The organism is Erysipelothrix amsterdamensis, assembly GCF_940143175.1.
Taxonomy (GTDB): Bacteria; Bacillota_I; Bacilli_A; order Erysipelotrichales; family Erysipelotrichaceae; genus Erysipelothrix; species Erysipelothrix amsterdamensis.
In genome coordinates this window covers 1,848,937-1,870,620 of record NZ_OW659496.1, presented here as the reverse complement: position 1 = coordinate 1,870,620, position 21,684 = coordinate 1,848,937, and the positions used below count along the sequence as shown (strand labels likewise).

Genomic DNA, 21,684 nt, shown 5'->3' with positions numbered 1-21,684 from the left:
GATACAGGTATTGATGATACGTTTTCAATTGTATATATGTGTGCGCAAAAAGAATAGAGTTTAATTGGAATTACCACGGTTTATGGAAATATTGATGTGGAAGGAGCAACACAGAATACACTAGACCTTCTCCATTACTTTAATCAAAATCATATTCCTGTGTATCAAGGATGCACGCATGCTCGTAGGGACAATACTTATGAACGTCTTGCTGGTGGGATTAGATTTCATGGTAAAAATGGAATTGGAAATGCTGTTTTAACCCAATCTCCTAACATGAAAGCTACAAAACATGCAGTTGATTTTCTTATTGAGTCTGCGGAAAAGTATGGTAAAGACCTTGTGATTATCGCATCAGGTCCTCTTACAAACCTCGCTAAAGCAATTGAGAGAAATCCTAAGGCTATGGCTGGAATCGGTAATCTTGTCTTAATGGGAGGTGCATTTAGTGTTCCAGGTAATGTAAGTAAGTTTGCAGAAGCAAACATTGCTCAAGATGATTTAAGCAGTAAGATCGTTCTCGGAAGTTCAACACCGATTACAATGATTGGCTTGGATGTTACGACTCGGGCAATCATTACCAAAGAGGATGTAGCCCACTGGCAGTCATCAGCGCCCGAGCTTTATCAAATTGTCCTTTATTACCTCGACGCATATAAAGATGCGTATCCGTTGTGGGATGGCTGCGCATTACATGATCCACTTGCGGTTTTTGCGGCACTTAATCCTAACTTAATCACAGGACCTCACGTTAATCTGGACGTCCTCACAGATCAAGAGCAAAAAGGGCGCACGATTCTTAATGTAGACGCTTATCGTGAAGGCAAATCCCCCAACGTAAAAGTTGCGCTTGATGCAGATATTGAGGGTTTTAAGAAGTCATTACTTGGTGATATCGATGCCCTTATAGCACGTATATCGTGATACAATGGCATAAAGGAGTGGTTTTATGATTTTAGCGTTTACAGGTGCCGGAATTAGTAAGGCATCGGGAATAAGTACATTTATGGAACAACCTGAAGTTCGGGATCGATTGCATCGAAGTTTTGCGACACAACATCCCGAAGCATATCGAGAAACAATAGCAGAATTGTATTACATCATTCAAAAGGCAGAACCGAATGACGCTCATCGGGCCCTTTCGGAATATAACATTCCAATTATCACGATGAATATCGATGGTTTACATGAAAAAGCAGGCAGTTCCCCCATTGCTTTACACGGATCAATGCCAAATGAGAATGAGCTCGCTTATGCGGATCAACTTTTCAATAAGCCGGTATTATATGGAGATCCTGCTCCAAGTTATCGACGCGCCTATGAAAAAGTAGATTCATTAAAAGAGGGGGACATTTTACTTGTTATTGGAGCATCACGATTTACTGCGGTCGCAACAGATTTACGCGAAATTGCGTATGCGAATGGTGTGGAGATCATAGAGATTCAAGAGAATGCTGTTGAGCAAGTTCGAGAAACACTTGAATCTATAATTAACGATTAAAAAGAGAATTCATTGCGCATTCTCTTTTTTTTACCTATAATATGCGTATGATAACAGATACAATAGTAGCAATTATAACGGCGCTACAAGAAAGTGCCATCAATGTTTTAAGAATTAGTGGTGTGGATGCCATCGATATCGTGAATCAAATATTTTCACGCGATTTAGAGCATGTGGATTCACATACAGTTCATTACGGTCATATTATTGACCCCGTGAACAAACAAGTTGTTGACGAGGTTCTCGTCAGTGTTTTTAGAGCGCCTCGAACTTACACCCGTGAAGATGTAGTTGAAATTAGTTGTCACGGTGGTGTATTGGTGACAAAGAAAGTTTTAAGTTTATGTTTATCAGTTGGAGCACGTATGGCTGAACCGGGAGAGTACACACAGCGTGCATTCCTTAATGGACGCATTGACCTGTCTCAAGCAGAATCGGTGATGGAATTGATTCAAGCTCCAAATGAATTTGCGCAAGAACTTGCAATTTCTGGTGTTCAAGGGAATGTTCGTAAATTAATTGAACCCTTTCTCGAACGTCTAATTCAGATGATCGCAAATATCGAGGTTAATATTGATTATCCCGAATATGATGATGTTGAAGTGCTAACAGAAGCTGTGATTTTACCCGAAGCGAAGCGGTTTTTAGAAGATCTAGGTAAAATTCTTAAAGAATCACAGAGTGGTCGAATCATGAAAGAAGGCGTTAAGACTGTTATACTGGGTAAACCTAACGTTGGGAAATCAAGTATTCTTAATGTTCTCCTTGAAGAAGATAAAGCAATCGTAACGGAGATTGCAGGAACGACACGAGATTTAGTCGAAGGATGGATTCGATTAGAGAATGTAGCCCTTCACTTAATTGATACAGCAGGTTTGCGTGATACCGGAGACCGAATTGAACAAATCGGGATTGAAAAAAGTCGAAAAGCACTCGAATCTGCAGAACTTGTAATTGTGGTTTTCGATGCATCACGAGCTCGTGATCAAGAAGATATTGATTTATTAGAAGCAACAAAACATAAAGAACGCATTATTGTTTACAATAAAAAAGATCTCGTTAATCGAGAACCGGATGGTTTATACGTAAGTGCTTTAGAAGGTGATGTGCATGAACTTGTGGATGAAATCAATAAGCGTTATGTTGAACATACCAAAGCATTAACAAAACCTACTTTATCCAATGAACGTCATATTGCACAGGTACAAAAAAGTTACCTCGCAATGCAACGTGCACTTGAAGCATTGGAATTTGGAATGGAACTCGATTTGGTAACTATTGATTTAAATGAGTCTTATGTAGAACTCGCTTCAATTATTAAACCGAAAAAAGATATTAATGTGCTGGATGAAATCTTTGCGCGTTTCTGTCTGGGAAAATAAATTTTGGCTCCTATGGGAGCCTTTCGTATCGTCAATAAGGAGTAAGAAAATGGAATATGGTTGGATTGACTCGCATGCACACATTGCATCAGAAGGTTTAGTTGAATCTTTTGATGAATTGGTGTCCAATGCGAAAAGTGAAGGCATTGATAAGATATGCATTATTTGTGGATCGTTAAAAGAAATAGAAGATGCACTGGAAAAGACTAAATCAGACACAGATATGTTTGATCTAGCAATTGGTATTCACCCTTGTGATGTGAAAGATGCACATGAAGGTGATCTTGAAAAGATGATGGCATATCTTGAACATCCTCAAGTTGTTTGTGTTGGTGAGATTGGTCTTGATTATTATTGGGATGATTCTAATCGTGAAGAACAAAAGGCCGTCTTTAAGCGACAACTTGAGATTGCGAATGAATTCGGTAAACCGGTCGCAATTCATGTTCGTAATGGAGAACTGAATGCTATGGAAGATGTTCTTCAAATTCTTGAGTCCCATCCTGCAAGAGCATCAGGAATTGTACATTGTTATAGTGATACGGTAGAGAATGCGAAACGTCTTTTTGAATTAGGCTTTTATATTGGTGTAGGAGGCATTCTTACGTTTAAAAATGGTCAAAACGTCCGGGATGTATTAAACATCGCACCTATTGACCGTATTTTAACGGAAACAGATTCTCCGTATCTAGCGCCAGTACCCAAACGGGGTAAACGAAACGAACCTGCTTTTGTACGGTATACGGGCGAGAAAATTGGTGAATTGAAAGATTTAACTCCACAACAAGTTAAATCCCAAATCCACCAAAATTATAAGACGCTCTTCAAACGTTAAAAAAGAATCCCAAGGGATTCTTTTTTAGTTTAAAACACAGGGACTGAAGCACCGCTTGTTTCTTCAATAATTAATGCTTTCACTGCATCTGTTTGATACAGTTCCACAATTCGTTTTAGATCTTTACGATCTTTATCTTCAGTTCGAATTGCAATGAGATTTACATAGTCGGAATTTTCTTCCGTTAACGTTTCTAGTTTAATTGCATCTTGACTTGGGGTAAAGCCAGCATCGACAGCAATCCCGGAGTTAATCGCTGCAAGTGGTACCTCTGCAAGTGCACCGGGAAGGTTGGATGCCTCGAGTTCAAAAATATCAAAGTTATGTGGGTTTTCAACGATATCTTTCTTATCTGGAAGCTTCGCATCATTTAATTTCAAAAGACCGTGAGTTTGAAGTAATTGTAATGCACGAGCCCCATTTGTTCGATCGCTTGGAATCGCAATCTTGTCACCATCTTTCAATTCAGATAAGTCTTTAATTGATCGTGAATAAAGTCCCAGTGGTGAATAGAATGTATCTGCAACTGCAGTGAGTTCGTAACCATTTTGTTGACTCTCATCATCTAAGTAAATATGATGTTGGAACGCATTCATATCAATTTCTTTTGAGTTTAAAGCTGCATTAGGTTGTGGATAGTCTGAGAAATAAACCAGTTCGACGTTTATACCTTCTTGAGCTGCTTGCTCCACAACATAGTTCCAGCTTTTTGTTTGGTCACCACCATGGAGACCGACGCGTACAACGTTTTCTTTAGACTTTGAGCCGCAACCGACTAATGTTAATAATGTTATAAATAATATAAGTGTTTTTTTCATAATGTTCTCCTTAATGTGTTGTTTTCTTAATAATAAAATTACCAAGGCTTTGTATGATTGATACAAAAACTAGAATTACGAGGACTGCTACAATTGATATATCGGTATTATATTTGTTATGACCATAACGAATAACGTAGTCGCCCAATCCACCGCCACCTACTACGCCTCCAAGTGTCGTAAGACCAAGAAGACTAATCAGTGTGATTGTGGTGGAACGGACAAGAGAGGGGATGCTTTCGCGTAGATAGACTCTGATGACAATTTGGAAGGTAGAAAGACCCATAGATTGTGCGGCTTCGATGAGTCCACGATCTATTTCAGATAAACTTAAATCGACTTGTCGTACGAAGAAAGGTGTACATCCTACTACAAGTGGGAAGATGGTGCCTTCGACACCAATAGCCGTACTTGAAACCATTTTCGTAATTGGAATGAGTGCCGTAAGTAAAATCACGAAAGGTATGGATCTAAAAATATTTACACAAGTATCAAGTACGTGATAGATTACAGAATTCGGTTTGAGTCCATCCTCCCGTGTTAATACGAGAATAACACCAAAGAATAGACCTGCAATTATGGAATAAATCCCTGCTTTGGTAAGCATATAAAGTGTCTGTTGGATGCTTTCTATAAATTCTGGCCAATATTGTATTAGATTGGGTATTAGGCTATTTACCATTTTCAATTACCTCCACATTAATATTACGTTGACGTAAATTATCCAATGCTTCACATTTACGTGATCCTGATAGAATGATGAGCATTGTACCCACGATTTCGCTTTGAACAATCTCAACATTCGCATGAATGATGCTTGCACTAACGTTATATTGTTGTGATATCTCAGAAATAACAGATTCGCGCGTATTTGAACCAATAAAATCAATTCTTACGAGACTTTGATCATCTTTTAAATCTAAAATATCTGGATTCGTTTTAAAGAGATCGATGGTTTCAAGCGTATTTGTAGTTGTATCCACAAAGTCTTTCGTGATTTGTGCAGTTGGATTTGCGAATATTTCTTTAACAGAATTCACTTCTTTAACTTCACCATCCTCCATAACCGCAACGCGATCACAGATGTCTTTTACCACATCCATTTCATGGGTAATAATCACAATCGTTATACCTAAGTCTGTATTTACTTTTTTTAACAGTTTTAAGATTGTTTTTGTAGTTTGTGGATCAAGAGCACTTGTTGCTTCATCACACAGAAGGATATCTGGGTCATTGGCGAGAGCACGGGCAATTCCTACGCGTTGCTTTTGGCCGCCCGATAATTGACTGGGGTAAGCATTTGCTTTGTCCTGAAGGCCGACAAGCTCTAAGAGGTCCGTAACTTTTTTAGTTAAGACTTCTTTCGAAAGTTTTTGATCTTTAAGTGGGAATGCGATATTTTGGAAGACGGTTCGTGATTTCATAAGATTAAACTGTTGGAAAATCATGCCGATTTTTTTTCGTTGTTTTCGTAATTGTTGAGACTGATGATGTCGGTTTTGGAAACTTACTTTAGATAGATCTGGATTTAGTTGTGTTCCATTTACAATAACATTTCCTGATGTTGGAACTTCAAGCAAATTGATACAACGCACAAGGGTACTTTTTCCGGCACCACTAAATCCAATTACACCGAATACTTCACCTTTTTGGATATCAAGTGAAACATTTTTAAGTGCGTGAACGGCTTTATCATTTGTATAAAAAGTTTTATTTATATTTTGGAGTTTGATCATTTTGTTTCGCGATCCTTTCTTGGTGTTCGTCTTTGATTGTTTGGAGGAGTTCAGGGTCAATCATTAAATCAAGTGCGGTCAACGCAAGCAGTTGTGCACCAAGGTGAATGGAGTTGAGCCCTTGGGTGCTACATGCTGCTGCTTTAAATTCTGGACTATGACCTGCGATAAAAGTGTCCGATATGCTTATGGTTGGTTGGATTGTTGGTACAACATAGCTTACATTTCCAACATCACTAGAGCCAAATGTAGAACCATCTCGTTCAATAACATCAAAACCATATTCTTGAAGATGCTTAAGGTAGAGTTTGTCAAAGGAGGGAGTAATAACGGTATCATCGACAGCGTTTTGGAATAATCCAAATTCATAGTGGCATCCTGTGGATAATGCAGCGCCCTTTACAATATTTTCAAATCGATTGTAGACATCTGAGAGGGTAGCACGGGTATTTGCTCTTAAGTAGAAACGTCCCTTCGCAAATTCGGGTACGATATTTGGTGCTACACCGCCATCGGTAATAATTCCATGAATCATGACATCTTGAGGAAGATGTTGTCGTAAGGCATTACTTGCATTAAATACTTGGATGAGTGCTTCAAGTGCATTGATTCCTAATTCAGGTGCAGCCGCTGCATGACTGGGTTTTCCGAAGAAGGATACATCGACAGGGTCGTTTGCCAGGGTTTCCACAGTGAGACTGTGTAAGTAACCGGGGTGGACACATAACGCTGCATCCACATCATCAAAATAATGGTCTCGGACAAAGCTCGCTTTGGCACTTCCGTTTGTTCCACCTTCTTCTCCAGGTGTCCCATAAATACGGATTTCACCACCGATATCATCGATTATCGACTTGAGTGCAGTCGCGGCGAGTATGGATGTAATACCAAAGAGATTATGACCACAGGCATGCCCGATGCCGGGAAGGGCATCATATTCCGCAAGAAATACAATTACAGGACCCGTTTTTTTTGTCGTATAGCGAGCATCAAAGCCTGTCGAATGACCTGCCACACCAACAGTGACCGAAAACCCCTCTTCAGTACAAAGAGAACTTAAAAGACTGCAGGCATAGACCTCTTCATTACATATCTCTGGATGTGCATGAAGATCAAGCGCGAGTTCTTTATAATGATCAATACGCTTCAAGACAGCTGATTCAATACTATTTTTCATAAACTTTCCTCCTGACAAATAAAAAACGCCCATCCCAAAGGATGAGCGTGCTCATGTTACCACCTTAATTTATTAATACCTCACGGATATTAACCTCTTCAAGTTCTATCAAACTCTATCGCTTTAACGGGCGCTCCCGGCGTAGCCTAAATCTTCCGAATTCAACTACACAGCTCCAAGGCCATTTTCAGTATGTGTCCATCCATCTGCTCTCACCAACACAGACTCTCTGTAAAACTTTTCACGAACTTACTTTCCTTTTCATTGCTTTTCATCATTATCTTCCAAAATGTAATATTTGTCAACCAATTCATTTAACATTTCACATTGCGTGACATATGATATACATAAGGAGTGTGATTTAATGAACCGATTAGATAAGCAAAAAATATATTTTAATTCACAGATTACAAAACCAATAGCATTCAGAAAAGAAGCATTAGATAAACTCGAAAAAGGGCTGAAAGCTTATGAAACAAAGATCTACGCAGCGTTTAAACAAGACCTGTCTAAACCTGAAATGGAGGTATACACAACAGAAATTGCAGTTGTATATCGATCGATTCGTGATGCGAAAAAAAATCTTAGACAATGGATGAAACAACAAAAAGTCAAAACACCTTTTGTTCTCGCAGGAAGAAAGAGCTTTAAACTTTATGAACCTTTGGGAAATACATTGATCATCGGTCCTTTTAATTATCCTTTACAACTTGTCCTTGTTCCACTTGTAGGGGCTATCGCAGCAGGTAATACGGCTGTTATCAAGACATCAGAGCTAACACCTGCTATCTCAAGTGTTATTCATGAATTGATTTCTGATTTTTTCATCGAAGATTACATTGTGGTCGTAGAGGGGGATGTATCCGTAAATCAAGAACTTCTCAAACAACCTTTTGATTTCATTTTCTTCACCGGAAGCACACAAGTAGGGAAAATTGTTATGAAATATGCCGCAGAAAATCTAACACCAGTAGTTCTTGAACTCGGTGGAAAAAGTCCATGTGTAGTAACCGAAAATGCAAATATTTCACTAAGTGCAAAACGTATTGCTTGGGGGAAATTTCTTAATAATGGGCAGACCTGTGTGGCACCAGACTATGTTTTAGTTTCACGAAAGCATGAAGAGGCATTGACTCAAGCACTTATCAAGGAAATAAGAGCCATGTATGGCGATGATATCAAAAACAATGAAGACTATGGCCGTATCGTGAATATAAAGCACGCAGACCGCCTCAAACAGATCCTGGAGGCACATAAAGATGATATTGTCTTTGGAGGCAGGAGTAATGGAACATATATCGAACCGACGTTACTCTCTTTAGAGTGTGATAAGGGTAAGGTTATGGAATCTGAAATATTTGGACCGATCTTACCGATAATTGCATTTGATACATTGGAAGAGGCCTATACAATAATTGAAAATAATCCAAAACCTCTATCCTTATATATGTTCACAGAGTCCTATGAAGAACAAGAAGCAATTCTTAATCGTATTCAATTTGGTGGCGGATGCATTAATGATACAATATTGCATCTTGTAAATGACGCACTTCCTTTTGGTGGGATTGGAAATTCTGGAATTGGAACATATCATGGTTTTTCAAGTTTTGAAGTCTTTTCAAATTGTAAATCAATGATGAAATCAAATTCATTTCCGCTATCGATAATGTACCCACCTTATCATCAGACCAAATTTAAGTTCATCAAAAAAATATTTAAATAATATTTGAACAAAAAATTTATAGGGTATTTATTTCTATTTAATAATAAAAAAAAGTTATGGCTGAAAAATGGATTTCATTATAATAATAAAGAAGAAAACCCAAAATGATCCTGTGTATTTTCGATTGAAAAAAAGCAAGATTCTTATATGAAAAGAACCACTCTATATATAAGGATAGAAAAATCGTAAATTCAGCGATTATTTAGACATAAAAATATGAGTTCAAAAAAAATGGAAACTAGAAATTTTAAAATTAATTTGAAAGACTTATGATATAATACAAACGATATTAAGAGAGGTAATAATATGAAAACAAAAGATTTAGCCTTAGAGGCATTAATTGCGGCAGTATATATTGCAGTTACGGTTCTTCTAAAACCTATTTCATATAGCTTTATGCAAGTTCGTATTTCAGAAGTTATGTTGATTCTTGTTTTATTTAACCGCAAACACGCATATGGATTAATTATTGGATGTCTATTAGCGAATTTTGTAAGTGATGCAGGGATTCTTGATGTAATTTTTGGAACTTTAGCAACAGCAATTACATGCTTACTAATGAGTATTACAAAAGATGATCATTTAGCGCTTGTGTGGCCAGCACTTGTGAATGGAATCATCGTGGGAGCAATGTTAGGTTATGTTCTCAATGTTCCTTACTTACCAGCTATGGGATGGGTATTTTTAGGTGAATTTATCGCAACATTTGTATCAGGTATTTTCTTGATTAAGCCATTGAAGAAAAATACCAAGATGCAAGAAATATTTGGATAATCACATAATTTCCCACAATTGAATTGATATCGCAAAAACTCACTATCTAAGTGAGTTTTTTAATTTCACAACGTCTTCACAAACAAGCGAAAAGCAAAATTATTTGCCAAACAAATATTCTTATGCTATTCTTCACAGGTCTTTTTTGAAAGGAGACATTTTAATGAAGAAATACTTAGTGATTATCTACATGGTGGTCATGGTAACAATCATTAGTGGATGTGCCGTGAATGCGGACGCCAATGTGGATATTACCTATCCAGTACTTAATGACATCGCTGAAAATAGCGATGAACCCTATAGGTTTAAAATTAGCGAAAAAATTGAAGATTTAGAAGAGCCTGGTGTTGAAGAACGCGAAGCTTCTGAGGTTGTCTCGGGTGGAGCCAGTTGGATCTATGCCAAGACACAAGATGGTGTACGTGGTACAAAAACAACAAAATACAAAGAAACATATAACATAAAAGACGAATTGTTATCACGTGTAGAAATTCCTGAAGCAGCTGTCATCGAGCCAACAACGCCCACTCTTTACGAAGGTGGACAAAAAGCTCAAGCAGGTGCTTATTACGAAGCAAGCCGTATTACACGATACGGAGTTGATTGTGACGGCTGTAATATGAACAGTGCGGGTGAAGGCGGTACTGCTGCCGGAGTTCGTGTAAGTACTACAGCAGTTCAACAAGGAGACGGTTCTTGGTTGCCAGGAATTACATATAACGGATATTACATCATTGCAACATCAAGCTCGATTCCAATGTGCTCGATTGTTGAGATATCAAACCACACAGTAAGTGGTAAAGGAATTGAGTACAATGTACCGTTCCGCGCAATTGTATTAGACCGTGGTGGTGCCATTCAAGGGTCAAAAATTGACTTATTTGTTGGTACGGAAACCAATATGGGTGTAACCCAAGGTTCAGTGCAAAATGCTCATGTTGAAATTATAAGCGTGGGTAACGGCTGTTAAAGCTGATGGTAGGGTCTTAAGTAGCCAAAGGTCCTATCAACAAAGACCGAGTATACTCGGTTTTTTTTGTTTTTAAAACATGATATAATTGACACATGAACAAACTAAAGATACAAGAAGTAATTGTCGTAGAAGGAAAGCATGATAAGGAGAAAATCCTTAAATGTGTTGATGCCGATGTTATTATGTCCAGTGGCACCCACATGTCTGCAGAATTCTTAGCATTATGTAAAAGAATGAATGAAGAACGTGGCATCATTGTTTTTACTGATCCTGATGGACCCGGTGAAATGATTCGACGTCGTATTATTGAGACGGTCGGATCGTGCAAACATGCATCGCTTCATGTCTTACAAACAAAAAAGAAACAAAAAGTAGGTATTGAACATGCAGACTGTGATGATATTGTCGAGGTTCTAAGTACCTGCTCTACTTTTGCTTTAAACAATGAATCCTTAACGCTTCATGAATTCCAATCTTTGGGACTCAGTGGCGCAAGTGATAGTGCATTGCGTCGTGATTTGTTATCGGAGGCGTTCCGTTTTCCTAAATCAAATGCGAAATCATGCCTGAAATATCTAAATATGCTTAACATTACAAAAGCAGACTGCCTAATGGTTTTGAAAGAGAGTAATTATGAAAACAATCGCTAACTATTCCGTGAGTATGGAATTATTACGTCGCTATGAACGACGCGCAAAGAAACACTTTGGACAAAACTTTATTATTGATCCTTCGGTTGTCCGCAATATTGCATCACAAAGTGGTGCAGGAGGAACAGTTTTGGAAATTGGTCCAGGGTTAGGTGCTCTAACGCAACAGCTGGCGGAAACGTACGATAAAGTTATTGCCTATGAAATTGATCCTCATATGGTTGAAATATTAAATGAAACACTTGAAGAATATGATAATGTGAATGTTATTCATCAAGACTTTTTAAAAGCGGATTTAAGCATGTATACAGAACCAATCACGGTTTGTGCGAATTTACCGTATTACATTACGACTCCAATTCTTTTTAGACTGATGGAGTTGGATATCGTTGCGATGACGATTATGGTTCAAAAAGAGATTGCAGATCGTCTTGGAGCGCATCCACAAACAAAGGACTACAGTTCGCTTTCGATTCAAATGCAATATTATTTTGATGTGAAGACTGTTCTAAAAGTTTCGAAGGAATCGTTTCATCCGAGACCAGGTGTTGAGAGTATTGTTATTAAACTGACACCGAAACACCAAACAATGCCTTATGATGAGAAAACATTTTTTGAATTTGTTAAGAAGTGTTTCCAGTTTAGACGCAAGACATTAGTGAATAATTTGAAGACAATCGATAAAGATGTTGACTATGCGACTGTTTTAGAGTCTTTAGGGCTTGAAACAAACATTCGTGCGGATTATTTAACCTTTGATGATTATATCCGCCTATATGGAGCTTTATATGCGTAAAAAAGCGTATGCAAAGATAACACTCTATTTGCACGCAGAAAAAAGGGTTGATAATATGCTTCATTTTAAGAATATTATCGTCCCTATTGATCTTTTTGATATGGTTTATCTAGAGAAGCATGACACCATGCATATCGAAACAGATAAAACATATTTACCGAATGATAAAAGAAATACAGTTTTTAAAGCACTCATGATCATGAAACGACAATTCAATCTTGAAGATAATTTTAAAGTTCGTATCGTGAAAAACATCCCGGCTCAAGCTGGACTTGGTGGAGGGAGTGCGGATGCAGCTTGTGTCATTCGAATGATCGATGAAATGTACCAGTTAAATCTTACGGATGAAGCATTGATTCAGATTGCACGTCAAATTGATGAGGATACGCCTTACTGTCTTTTTAACCAACCGATGATTGTGGAAGGGATTGGTGACGTATTAACACCTTTAGATTTGGATATGGATCTTTATTACCTTATTATCAAACCAAGTTTTGGTGTAAGTACGAAATCATTTTTAAAACGATTTAAAGACTTTACAGATTTAAAGATGTTTAATCGTTGTCTTGAGGCAATTCATACAAACGATTACAAGCTTTTAGTTGAAAATACGCATAATGATTTCCAACACCCTGTTATAAAACGCAATACAAGACTTAAGAAGGTAGTGCGAATTCTTGAGAAACAAGGTCTTGAAGGCGTTTGTATGAGTGGAAGCGGTACGTCGATATATGGTCTATCCAATCAAAAGGAAAAAGTCATGGAAGCGTATGAGGCGCTCGTTTTAGACTATCCGTTTATTAAATATGGAAAGATTTTAAAATCTAATGATTAATCTGAGTTCTTGTTTTCACAAAGAACTCTTTTTTTTATGAATAAATTCTGAAAGTTGATTTTAAAACACACTATTAGGGACATATCACCCATAGTTTACATTTACTTTTATGAAATATGACGGTTTTACCGAATGTAACAGTTTGAAATGTGTTAAAATGGTTGCGGAGGCGGTCACAATGAAATATGCAATTGTTTTAGCAGCGGGTAAAGGTACCCGAATGAAATCAAATCGAAACAAGGTTATGCATGAAATACTTCATAAGCCTATGATTGGTCATTTAGTTGATCATCTTGAAGCGGTTAATACCGATAAAATTGTAGTTGTTACAGGACACCAAAATGAGCAAGTAGAATCTTACTTGGGTGATCGTGTTGAATATGCATTCCAAAGTGAACAAATTGGAACTGGAGATGCTGTATTGCAAGCACAGCAACTTCATGGAAAAGAAGGTTCTACACTTTTAGTATTTGGAGATTGTGCATTAATTCAGCCAGAGACGCTAAATCATATCTATGAACAGCATGAGGGGCATGATTTAACGGTTATCTCTGCGCAATTACAAAACCCTGGGACTTATCGTCGTATTGTACGTGATAACCAAGGACACATTGATCGGATTATCGATTACCGTAATTTGACAGAATCCGAAGTGTCAATTACAGAAATCAGTCTTGGTATTTATTGTGTAAACAATGAGTTACTTTTTAAATATTTACCAGAGATTCGTGATGAGGAAGTTACAGAAGAAATTAATCTCATTCGTCTTGTAGAGATTTTGAAAAAGAATGGTCATTCAATTCAATCTTTACGTGTATCAGATCACCAAGAGTTTTTAGGTGTGAATGATCGTATGCAGCTTAATGTCTCAAATAAATGGTTACAATCACGCGTAAATGCGAAGCATCTTGCGAATGGTGTAACGATTATGGATCCACAATCAACGTACATTGGTACGGATGTTAAGATTGCGGAAGATGTAACGATTTACCCTAATAATTATATTTATGGTAATACAACTATTGGTACTGGAACTACGCTCTTACCGAACTGTTGGTTAGAAGATGCAATTGTTGGTGAAAATTCCACGATTGATGCTTCTCGCATTATTAACAGTGAAGTTAAAGATTTCGTAACATTGGGACCGTCATCACACCTTAGAATGAATACAGTTGTAGGTTCTCACGCCCGAGTTGGGAATTATGTTGAGTTCAAGAACACTCAATTCGGAGAACATTCAAACTGTGCACACTTGACATATTTAGGTGACGCAATAATTGGAAATAAAGTTAATATTGGCTGTGGCGTCGTAACCGTAAATTATGATGGCAAGAAGAAATATAAGACTGAAGTACGCGATGGAGCATTTGTCGGAAGCAATGCAAACCTAATCGCGCCAATTACTATAGGGGAAAATGCAGTGGTGGCGGCAGGATCGACCGTTAATGGCGATGTTGCTGATGGGGAGATGGCTATTGCACGGCCTCGTCAGGAAAACAAACCTGGATATGGTGCGAAATACAAGAATAAAGAGGGTAAATAAAAGACTATGAGAGAAGAAATGAAAGACAATACAGTTATTTTTGCGTTATCGTCGAACGTAGAACTAGCAGATGAGATTTGTGAGCATTTAGATTTAGAACGCGGCAAGATTGATGTACGTCATTTTGCAGACGGAGAAATCTTGATTGAACCACTTGTTTCTGTACGTGGAAAACATGTTTACATTATCCAATCTACAAGTTCACCAGTAAGTGAAACATATATGGAAGTTCTTATTGCAATTGACGCATGTAAGCGTGCATCTGCAGAAGAAATTACAATTGTAATGCCATATTATGGATATGCACGCCAAGATCGTAAGGCTCGTGCACGTCAACCAATTACTTCAAAATTGATGGCAAATCTATTACAAACAGCCGGAGCAGACCGCGTTGTGACAATAGACTTGCACGCACCACAGATTCAAGGATTTTTTGATATTCCTACAGATGACCTCACTGCAGTTGCAATGATTGGTCAATACTATAGAAATAAAGACTTCCAAGATGAAGTTGTAGTTGTATCACCAGACCACGGTGGAGCAACTCGTGCGCGTCGTCTTTCAGACACAATTCCAAACTCAACAATCGCAATTATCGATAAACGTCGTACAAAACCAAACGTTGCGGAAGCAATGAACTTAATTGGTGATGTTGACGGGAAAATTGCAGTTGTTATTGATGATATGGTTGATACAGCTGGATCACTCATGGGTGGAATCAATATGTTATATGAAAAAGGTGCTAAAGAAGTTTATTGTGCATGTACACATGGTATTCTTTCAGGACCTGCTATTGAACGTATTTCAAATTCAGATATCAAAGAGTTATTGATTACAAATACAATTTCTCTAAAAGAAGAAGCACGTCAAGAGCCAAAAATTAAAGAGATTTCTGTTGGATATATGCTTGCGAAAGCAATTGAAGCGATTCAATTACATACTCCTGTAAGTACACTCTTTGATTTATTCAATGACTAGTCAAACATTTCTTAAAGTTAATCTCATTATCGTTTTCGACACAAAAGCCGAAAACGTTTTGATGTGTCATCGACAAAAGAATCCTTATAAAGGACTCTACAACTTTGTCGGAGGCAAAAAGAATCCAGGAGAATCCGATATAGAGGGTGCCTATCGAGAACTTTTCGAGGAAAGTGGTATAACCGTAAATGATATTGAAATCAAACCATTGTTTTTTACGCAATATTTTGAAGACGGTATCGAGTTGCAAGTATTTTACGGTTACCTTAACCAAGAAGTCGTTCTCGTTCCAGAAAAAAATCCCCTATTATGGATGCCCATAACAGAGGATTTCTCGGATGACACGCGTTTTGCGGGTCAAGGTAATATCAAACATATGATGGATTTAATTTATGAATCCAAACAAGGTATGTAATGATTTAAGTGGAAACTATAGATATATGTTTTAATTAAAAGCTCTGGGTATATGATACCGAGGGCTTTTTTATATGCTTTGATCTGATCTTCATAACGTTCCACAATAATTTCTAGAGGTGCATTATCACTTTTAAAGTCTACAAGTATCAGTTCGGTTTCGTTGTATACGTAAAAATCAATTACCCCTGCATCGCCATCAATTAAATAAGGAACTTCTTGTTGGATATGTGGATAACGATAGAGTTCTTGAGTAAAAGAATGCTGGTTATAGGCTTGAAGTCTACGTTTAAATTTTGGTTCAAAATTTTCAAGGTCTGCTTCATTCCAATGTCTATGAGGGAGCTTTTCTACCGCCTCATGTAAGGTGGAACCAAAACCTGTGGCAAATTCAAATGACTTATCGAAATTTAAATCGCGATTTTTAGTAAGGATTGGAACTTCTTGATCTAAAGTCAGAGGCAATTTCTCCGTGAAAATTGTGGATATCTCCTCTTGTTCGATTGGTTTGAGACTGTTCTCCGTAAGTTCCATACCGTCGATAACTCGTAAAACGGTATTATGTGGGCTCGCAGCAAGAAGTAAATCAACTTTTCGCTTATGGTTGCGAAGTAATTGATAATCTAAAGATGTTGGTTGATATTCTTTTACTACATCAACAAGAATAAGGTGCTTTTGTGGTCGCGTAAGCGCTACGTAGAGAAGTCGAAGGTTTTCTTCAATTTCTTCGTTGTCTTGTTTAATTTCCATAACCGTTCGAATGAGATTTCGAGAAACAAAGCGCATCGGTAATTCAACATGATTCAAACCAATACCAAAGGTATCGTCATTAAGTAAAATATCACTATGGTCACGCACTCCATGCCGTCCCATACCCCACAAGAACACAATTGGAAATTGTAATCCTTTAGATTGATGGATGGTCATGGCAGTTACGATATCAGCATCTTTATTTAAGGGTGATGCTTCACTGCTTGTATCGTCTTTAAACTCCGCAACAAATCGTACAAACCCTTGTAAGGTTGGAACTGAAGCTGCTTGGTATTGGATAGCTTTTTCAAGCAGAAAGTCTAAGTTTGTTTTATCTTGAAGCGAAAGCGTGTTATTGTAGACATCATTAAGTTGAATAATTTCTTGAATAATTGAAATGAGATCTTTCGAACGCCACGATAAAACCATGGCATCAAGTGATTGATAGAGCTCTGGATTTTCAATTTCCAGTGCTTTTCGAATACTTGAAGCATCCATTAGTTTGAGGGCTGCAATTTGATCGTCAGAATAATTATAGAATGGTGATGTGAGTACTGGTACAAGATAAAAATCATGGAATGTTGTTGCGTAGTTAAGTAAAGCGACAACGGATGCGATGATTTCGGACTTGTAAAAGCCGCTTTGATCGTCAATATAATGAGGAATGTTATATTCTTCAAAAGCCTCTTTGAGATACCCTTTACTTGCATGTGATCGAACTAAAATTACCATATCTTTAAAGCGATAGCCTTGGCTATGATAATTAATAATCTCCTGAGCAATATGTTGAGCACGAAGTTGATCAGATGTTTTCTTAAATCGATTATCATGTTTTTCAATAATATGAATTTCTACAGGATGTGTATCTTCACTTTGAGCAGGAATCCCAACATTTACATGATCATGTTCATCATAGGTAATCCCGAATGTGAGGTTCATCAGTTTATCAAATACGTAGTTATTGTACTCAACAATATCTTTTTTCGAGCGATAGTTAAAGCTTAAGTATAAATTTTGTGTTGTATCATCAAGCATTAAATTTTGCATCATATTGGGTTTTGCGCCACGGAATCGATAGATTGATTGTTTAATGTCACCAACTCGAAAAATATTGTTTCCAGTCGATATTTTAGTAATAATTTCATCTTGATATTCATTGGTATCTTGAAATTCATCAACCATGATTTCTTTGTATTTATGTTTTACAAGTTCTGAAATTTCTCCGTCATTTTCGTTTAGGATACGAAGTGCCATGGATTCAAAATCATTGAAGTCCAAACAGTTTTCTTCTTCTTTTAACGAAGAAAAGGCTTCTATATAATCTTGTGTCATTTTAATTAAAAGCGAAACAGTTTCTATTTGATTGTTGAGTAATCGGAAGTGTTCATCCAATGGCATGTAATTCTCAAAAATTCGATTGACTGTTTTCTCGATTCGTTTTCGCTGTTCGGTATATACATCGTTTTTTGTATCCGCAATTACTTTGAAATTACATACCGTCGGTATTTGGTCATAAAATGAGATATCTTGTTGGTGGATGAGTGATTCCAGTGTGCGTAGTCCTTCCGTAACTTGTAGCAACATTGAACTTTGCTCGAAATACTTCTTACCTTTTTTATCGTTAGGGTCATACGATTCATCTGAGATCGCAATAATTCCTTGAACATCTTTAATAATCTCACGTACTTGACGAAGATAGAAATCAAAAAAGATTTGCTTGAATTCTTGTGGGAAGTCTTTGAAATCGGTAGCACGATATAGTGCTTTAACAGATTGAACCGCTCTTTCCGGATCTTTTTTACTGATTAACCAGTTTGCATTATCATAAATTGCATTTTCTAAGGATTTGTAATCAAGAGGATTTGTTGAGAAAACATCGAGTAGATATTTAAGATTCTCATAATCGTTTTGTAACCATTGATCAAGAGTTTTTCGCATGGCTTGACGTTGGAGTAACTTTGTTTGAGCATCATCAAGGATATTATCAGCACGCGAAGGATTTACCCCAATAATATAACCGTAGTTTTTGATAATAGTAAGACAGAACGAGTGGATTGTGGAAATTTGTGCTGTTTCAACCAAGGATATTTGTTCTGCGATAAAATCGGATTCATGTTTTCGATATTCGTCGTTAAGTGATGCAAGCAAACGTGTTTTCATCTCGGATGCGGCCGCCTCGGTAAAGGTCATAGCACACACTTCATCAATGCGGACATTATCCTGAATAATTCGTTTCATTAAACGCGCAATTAAAACTGTAGTTTTACCCGCACCAGCAGATGCGGATACAATTACATTCTGATTTAACGCTTCAATGGCCTGTTGTTGCTGGGGATTAAATGTCGTCATGTTTTATTTCCTCATCATCTTTCTTTAAATCTAAATCCTTGTCAATTTCAATACTTGAATCCTCGGGATCTAAAACTCCATTCATAACATCAGAATAGATGGTTTGGTAGATCTGGGTAAGAAGTGGTTTTATTTTATTCATATCATAGGGTTTTGTCCAAGCGGTAATTACCCCATCTTTTGATTCGCGCAAACCACCAAAATAGGTTGCACTATCATAAGAGTCTAAGGGCTGTTCAAACAACCAACCTTTATAGCGTTTTGCTTTGAGCCATTCTGCCTCGAAATCGATGTCTTTTGAAATAACACCTTTCGCGACTTTATACTCAAGAGCGGTTGTTGTTAGGTTTGGATTTTTAAATCCGTAGTAGTAAACAGCGAGACATTTTTTTTGAAATGCTTTCTCCGCAATCATCGCATACGTAAGTAATTGCAACTGTGTACCGGCTTTAACGTTTTCGGCGGTCATTGCTAATTGAGAACTTTTGTAATCGATAACTTGTACATAATGGTCATTTTCATCAATACGATCAATAATACCGCGAAGCACGATGCCGTTAAACATTGTTTCTTCACGGAACCACCGCTCTTTAGATACAACCTGGAATGATGTATCGGCCATTGAAGCATCGACAAAATCAAGATTTTGTTTCATTAAATCTTGATTTCGATCGTAGATCATACGATAGCGCGGATGAGTCATTGGAAATACTTTACGAACATCAGTCCATGGATCAATATTTTTCTTATCGTGGTAATACTCCATTACAGCATGATTAACGGTACCAATAATGCGTGGATCAAATTTAAGAATCTCAGGTTCTCGAATTTTAAGACCTCGTTCCATAAAGAATTGATAGGGGTCATTTACAAACATTTGAAATGCGGATATGGAACCGATAAGTTTTCCATCTTCTAAGTAGAGTTCTTTCGCAAGCGATGGACTTAGGCGGTGTTTGATGGATTTCCGATATGTGTTTTGAGTTAAAATCCAAGATTCAAGGGCTGCGCTGTTTTCCCGTGCAAATTGCTCAACAGGATAAGAAACCTCTTGGCCTTTTCCTTCATACGTTGCGGAGCTATACGATAGAGTCATCTTGGAATTATGATCAAAAACGTGATTTTGCATTTTAAGTGTGAATTGCGTACGTTCATCTAATCGTGGATAACCCTCAATACAACTCAAGTATGCCTCATCAATAATCCCAGTCCGTGATCGAATAGACGGGAAATTTTTAGCGGATAAATTGACGACATATAAATGATCTTGTGGTATGAGTGGGAGTGAACAATAATCAACGATACGGAGTGGGGAAACAATTTGTTGATGTGCTTGAAGTGAATCAAGATGCTCCAACATTAATAGATAGGTTTCCTCTTTGTATTCTCCTAAATGTTTTTCAAGTAAAGAACAAAGCGGCGTTAAGTCACCATGCGTATGACTTTTGATAACGTTATAACAAGCAATCAGGGTTTCTTTAAAATCTAAATTCATTATCGCGCCGAGATATTCTTTGAGACGAACAACGTCCTCTTGAATCCGACTTTGTAGTGCAAATAAATCAGGGTAAGATTCAGTTTCCTCACATAAATCATAAACGCCAAAGACATCGTTAAGTTCAAATTCAAAATGGGTGAGATAAGTAACGATATCTTCACGACGTTTTAAACCAAATGCTCCTGACTCGATTGCTTTAATTAATTGATCAATATTTGGGTCAAATGCGAAATCAAGTAAAGCACGATATTGAGATTTCATGAGATCAAATCGACGATCCTGTAATTTTAGTGGATAACCATAACGCTCGAAAATCGATTCGATAAGTGGTTCCATCATCGATTTGTTCGCAACTGCAATGGTTGCTGATTTGTACCCATTACGAATGATATCCTGCACAACGGCTTCGAGTTCACTTCGAGGATTCAAAGCAACTTTAAAAGCGATTGACTCAGGTTTTTGAGATTGTGCTTCAATAAAAGGAATGTTATGACGCGTTAAAAACGTGTACTCCGCATGGGATAATCCGTAAGCAACCGCTTCATACGCCACATCTTCTCGCACGACTGGTTTCTCAAGATATGGATCAATAAGAGATAAACATTGAAAGATTTCTTCTTGCAAGGGTGTTTCACGAGGACAAGCATCCAAACTCAAACCATATAAATACAGTTCTTGTAATAAGTCTATAAGTACATGCATCGTCTTGGGATATTTCAAGACTTCTTGAAGACGAGGGCAATTACAGGTTTGGAGTTGATTAAACACCGAAATTTCCATAGAGCGACGGTGTGTATCCGATTCAAAAAAAGCAAGCTTAAAATCACGAACAGCTACTCCGAGATAGTAATTTTGTTCAGATAATAATACATGCTTTAAATCTTCATGGAAGATTCGATTACTAACGATGATTTTGCGCATAAAAATCCCCCTTTAATATCAATTATAAGGG

Annotated in this window: 19 protein-coding genes and 1 other annotated feature; of the genes, 13 read left to right on the top strand and 6 right to left on the bottom strand. The window is 37.4% G+C overall.

The window, feature by feature from the left end; genetic code table 11:
• The first annotated feature begins 63 nt into the window (after positions 1 to 63).
• Genes NMG63_RS08990 through NMG63_RS08975 form a run of 4 tightly spaced genes read left to right on the top strand, consistent with a single transcriptional unit; the run spans position 64 to position 3,718 of the window.
• Positions 64 to 924: a nucleoside hydrolase gene (locus NMG63_RS08990; RefSeq protein ID WP_367399277.1), complete on the top strand. Its 861-nt coding sequence runs from the start codon at positions 64 to 66 to the stop codon at positions 922 to 924.
• Positions 925 to 949: 25 nt separating this feature from the next.
• Positions 950 to 1,501, top strand: coding sequence for an SIR2 family NAD-dependent protein deacylase (locus tag NMG63_RS08985; protein ID WP_238000474.1), 552 nt, complete (start codon positions 950 to 952; stop codon positions 1,499 to 1,501).
• A gap of 41 nt (positions 1,502 to 1,542) precedes the next feature.
• Complete coding sequence (gene mnmE, locus NMG63_RS08980; protein WP_238000473.1) at positions 1,543 to 2,883, top strand: tRNA uridine-5-carboxymethylaminomethyl(34) synthesis GTPase MnmE; 1,341 nt, start codon at positions 1,543 to 1,545, stop codon at positions 2,881 to 2,883.
• 49 nt (positions 2,884 to 2,932) lie between these two features.
• On the top strand, positions 2,933 to 3,718 hold the full coding sequence (locus NMG63_RS08975) for a TatD family hydrolase (protein WP_238000472.1): 786 nt from the start codon (positions 2,933 to 2,935) through the stop codon (positions 3,716 to 3,718).
• A gap of 29 nt (positions 3,719 to 3,747) precedes the next feature.
• Here NMG63_RS08975 and NMG63_RS08970 read toward each other — a convergent pair whose 3' ends face one another.
• The 4 genes from NMG63_RS08970 to NMG63_RS08955 are packed head-to-tail and all read right to left on the bottom strand — an operon-like array spanning position 3,748 to position 7,449.
• The gene (locus NMG63_RS08970; RefSeq protein ID WP_250659043.1) at positions 3,748 to 4,536 is read right to left on the bottom strand and encodes a MetQ/NlpA family ABC transporter substrate-binding protein; all 789 of its coding nucleotides are present in this window, start codon (positions 4,534 to 4,536) and stop codon (positions 3,748 to 3,750) included.
• A 10-nt stretch (positions 4,537 to 4,546) separates the two neighbouring features.
• Entirely contained in the window at positions 4,547 to 5,218 is a 672-nt protein-coding gene (locus NMG63_RS08965) for a methionine ABC transporter permease (protein WP_254007026.1), read from the bottom strand.
• Positions 5,208 to 6,272: a methionine ABC transporter ATP-binding protein gene (locus NMG63_RS08960; protein ID WP_254007025.1), complete on the bottom strand. Its 1,065-nt coding sequence runs from the start codon at positions 6,270 to 6,272 to the stop codon at positions 5,208 to 5,210. Before NMG63_RS08960 ends, NMG63_RS08965 begins: the two co-directional genes overlap by 11 nt.
• Complete coding sequence (locus tag NMG63_RS08955) at positions 6,247 to 7,449, bottom strand: M20 family metallopeptidase (RefSeq protein ID WP_034886652.1); 1,203 nt, start codon at positions 7,447 to 7,449, stop codon at positions 6,247 to 6,249. The genes NMG63_RS08960 and NMG63_RS08955 overlap by 26 nt, the downstream gene beginning before the upstream one ends.
• A 34-nt stretch (positions 7,450 to 7,483) precedes the next feature.
• Positions 7,484 to 7,723: a binding site (T-box leader), on the bottom strand.
• A 90-nt stretch (positions 7,724 to 7,813) separates the two neighbouring features.
• On the opposite strand from NMG63_RS08955, the gene NMG63_RS08950 reads away from it, so the two are divergent.
• From NMG63_RS08950 to NMG63_RS08910, 9 genes are all read left to right on the top strand, one after another.
• Positions 7,814 to 9,172 (top strand): aldehyde dehydrogenase family protein, encoded by a 1,359-nt coding sequence (locus NMG63_RS08950; RefSeq protein WP_254007024.1) that lies wholly within the window; start codon positions 7,814 to 7,816, stop codon positions 9,170 to 9,172.
• Between the two features lie 306 nt (positions 9,173 to 9,478).
• A complete protein-coding gene (locus tag NMG63_RS08945) occupies positions 9,479 to 9,946 on the top strand; it encodes a QueT transporter family protein (protein ID WP_254007023.1) in 468 nt (155 codons plus the stop codon).
• A gap of 163 nt (positions 9,947 to 10,109) precedes the next feature.
• The gene (locus tag NMG63_RS08940; protein ID WP_003774258.1) at positions 10,110 to 10,916 is read left to right on the top strand and encodes a 3D domain-containing protein; all 807 of its coding nucleotides are present in this window, start codon (positions 10,110 to 10,112) and stop codon (positions 10,914 to 10,916) included.
• 95 nt (positions 10,917 to 11,011) lie between these two features.
• Positions 11,012 to 11,569 carry a ribonuclease M5 gene (rnmV, locus tag NMG63_RS08935; RefSeq protein ID WP_254007022.1) on the top strand — a complete coding sequence of 186 codons (558 nt, stop codon included), beginning with the start codon at positions 11,012 to 11,014 and terminating at the stop codon, positions 11,567 to 11,569.
• Positions 11,553 to 12,365: a 16S rRNA (adenine(1518)-N(6)/adenine(1519)-N(6))-dimethyltransferase RsmA gene (gene rsmA / locus NMG63_RS08930; protein ID WP_254007021.1), complete on the top strand. Its 813-nt coding sequence runs from the start codon at positions 11,553 to 11,555 to the stop codon at positions 12,363 to 12,365. The genes rnmV and rsmA overlap by 17 nt, the downstream gene beginning before the upstream one ends.
• Positions 12,358 to 13,200 carry a 4-(cytidine 5'-diphospho)-2-C-methyl-D-erythritol kinase gene (gene ispE, locus NMG63_RS08925; protein WP_254007020.1) on the top strand — a complete coding sequence of 281 codons (843 nt, stop codon included), beginning with the start codon at positions 12,358 to 12,360 and terminating at the stop codon, positions 13,198 to 13,200. The genes rsmA and ispE overlap by 8 nt, the downstream gene beginning before the upstream one ends.
• A 178-nt stretch (positions 13,201 to 13,378) precedes the next feature.
• Positions 13,379 to 14,743 (top strand): bifunctional UDP-N-acetylglucosamine diphosphorylase/glucosamine-1-phosphate N-acetyltransferase GlmU, encoded by a 1,365-nt coding sequence (gene glmU, locus NMG63_RS08920; RefSeq protein WP_123170901.1) that lies wholly within the window; start codon positions 13,379 to 13,381, stop codon positions 14,741 to 14,743.
• Between the two features lie 6 nt (positions 14,744 to 14,749).
• Positions 14,750 to 15,721 carry a ribose-phosphate diphosphokinase gene (locus NMG63_RS08915; RefSeq protein ID WP_003774263.1) on the top strand — a complete coding sequence of 324 codons (972 nt, stop codon included), beginning with the start codon at positions 14,750 to 14,752 and terminating at the stop codon, positions 15,719 to 15,721.
• Positions 15,714 to 16,136 carry an NUDIX hydrolase gene (locus NMG63_RS08910; RefSeq protein WP_003774264.1) on the top strand — a complete coding sequence of 141 codons (423 nt, stop codon included), beginning with the start codon at positions 15,714 to 15,716 and terminating at the stop codon, positions 16,134 to 16,136. The genes NMG63_RS08915 and NMG63_RS08910 overlap by 8 nt, the downstream gene beginning before the upstream one ends.
• On the opposite strand, the gene NMG63_RS08905 is transcribed toward NMG63_RS08910, so the two are convergent.
• Both NMG63_RS08905 and NMG63_RS08900 read right to left on the bottom strand, forming a co-directional pair.
• The gene (locus NMG63_RS08905; protein WP_254007019.1) at positions 16,112 to 19,234 is read right to left on the bottom strand and encodes a UvrD-helicase domain-containing protein; all 3,123 of its coding nucleotides are present in this window, start codon (positions 19,232 to 19,234) and stop codon (positions 16,112 to 16,114) included. The genes NMG63_RS08910 and NMG63_RS08905 overlap by 25 nt on opposite strands.
• Complete coding sequence (locus NMG63_RS08900; RefSeq protein ID WP_254007018.1) at positions 19,221 to 21,653, bottom strand: PD-(D/E)XK nuclease family protein; 2,433 nt, start codon at positions 21,651 to 21,653, stop codon at positions 19,221 to 19,223. The genes NMG63_RS08905 and NMG63_RS08900 overlap by 14 nt, the downstream gene beginning before the upstream one ends.
• Positions 21,654 to 21,684 lie beyond the last annotated feature (31 nt).